At 61.0% G+C, this 1842-nt stretch carries 2 protein-coding genes; both read right to left on the minus strand.

From position 1 onward, the window contains the following. Positions 1 to 221: 221 nt before the first annotated feature. Positions 222 to 1124, minus strand: a complete 903-nt coding sequence (locus G7092_RS31100; RefSeq protein ID WP_166096273.1) for an IS3 family transposase — start codon at positions 1122 to 1124, stop codon at positions 222 to 224. Next, complete coding sequence (locus G7092_RS31105) at positions 1043 to 1405, minus strand: transposase (RefSeq protein ID WP_166096270.1); 363 nt, start codon at positions 1403 to 1405, stop codon at positions 1043 to 1045. Before G7092_RS31105 ends, G7092_RS31100 begins: the two co-directional genes overlap by 82 nt. Positions 1406 to 1842: the final 437 nt, after the last annotated feature.

The following is a 1842-nucleotide window of genomic DNA, read 5'->3' on the forward strand; positions in this document are numbered from 1 at the left end:
GAAATTGACCAACTTGGCCTCGACGAGTCGGGCACGATAGACCGTTGTGGCCTGTGCAAAGACCTCTTCCAGAGTGCGATGCTTGAATGAGCACGCCCAGGACGTCGCTGGGACAAGAACAGCGATGGCAAACAACCGACGGCAGTTCATTTGGCGAGAAGCCTAACGTTGAAGCTGAGCCGCGAGCGGCGGCTTGCCGACGCGAGGGAACTTGCGCCGATTCAGTTGACACATGATTGCTGCCGCTGCTGTTGCTCGAATTTGACCGGGGATAGATAGCTCAGCGAGGAATGTAGCCGCTGCTGGTTGTAGAAACCGATGTAGCTGCGCAGTGCGGTACGCAGTTGCTTGTCCGTCTCGAACGACATGCCATGCAAGGACTCGGTCTTCATTGAGTGGAAGAACGACTCCATGTGCGCGTTGTCATTCATTTTGCCGGGCCGGTTCATGCTCTGCTTGATGCCCAGCCGGTTCAGCTGCTCGCGGTACTCATACGCCGCATACTCGATGCCCCGATCGCTGTGGAAGATCAAGCCCGGCGACGGCTGGCGCTTGCGCACCGCATGATTCAGAGCCTGGCGCGTCAGCGCTGCATCGCGACGCCGGCTCAGGCTCCAGCCCACCAGCCGCCGGGAGTGTCGATCCATTACAGCCGCCATGTAGCGCCACTGGCCCGCCACTTTGAGGTACGTCACGTCACCGACCCAGGCCTGGTCTGCATCGCTCAGCGCCACGTCTCGCAGCGCATTGGGCACGCTGGCGAAGAACTTGCGTTGCCCCACCTTGGCACGCCGGTACAGCCGGGCGCTGCGCCCCTGCAAGCCCGCCTTGCGCATCAGACGTGCCACCCGGCGGCGCCCCACCTGAACGCCCTGCTGCTTGAGCTGCTGCGCAATACGCGGGCTGCCGTAGTAGCCTCGGCTTTGCTCGTGAACCAAGCGTACCTGCTCGATGAGCTGCTCATCGCCGGCAGCTCTGACGCTGCGCTCACGCTGGCACCAGGCGTAGTAGCCTGCGCGGGTGACTTGGTACAGCTTGCACATCACTTGGATCGAGTGGGCTTGCCGGTTTGCCGCGATGAAGGCGAAGACTTCCGCTTTTGATCTGCTGCAAACCGGATGAATTTTTTTAGCAGATCGTGCTCCGTCTGCAAACGCTTGAACTGCTGCTCGACTTCGCGCAGCCGCCGCAGTTCCGCCACCGCTGCGGGTTCAACCGGCTCGATGGGGCCGGACAGCTCACCATCACGCACTTGCTTTCGCCACTTGGACAGCATGAAGGGATGAATGCACAAGGACTCCGCCACGTCCTTGATCAGCACCCCTGGCTGCTCGCTCATTAGCACCGCCTTGAGCTTGAAACTCAGCTCGTAACGGTGAACTTTTCTTGGCCCTGCTGTTCCCATTGAACACTTCCTTCGTTAGGTGGAAGTGTCAACGAAACCGATTCAAGCTCCCGATCGGCTCGAGCGACCAGTTATGCAGAGCCATTTCGAAGGCACTGCGGTGGAGGTGGCCGACAGCATACCGAAGCTGTACCCATGAGGCGCTCGGCTGAGGCGGCAAGCGCGTTGTTCTTTTGCGGGCCGCCAGCGAACCAAGAAGAGAGTACGAGCAGCCTGGCCAAGACCGGCGAGATCACGGCGGCCGGAGGCTGGCACTGTGCGGGACGCCGCCGACTCCGAGGAAGTCACGGCGCAATGCGCAGAGCAGTCGTGGCGGTCGCCACACCGAAAACCGCTCTTCAAGCGTTTCTTAGCTTGCTGCATAACGTTTGAGCTAACCGGCCCGCGACGGCAGGACGCCGCAGGGCCAGAATGAAATGAGGCCCGAAGGCGGCATG

This window comes from Mucilaginibacter inviolabilis, assembly GCF_011089895.1.
Classification (GTDB): domain Bacteria; phylum Bacteroidota; class Bacteroidia; order Sphingobacteriales; family Sphingobacteriaceae; genus Mucilaginibacter; species Mucilaginibacter inviolabilis.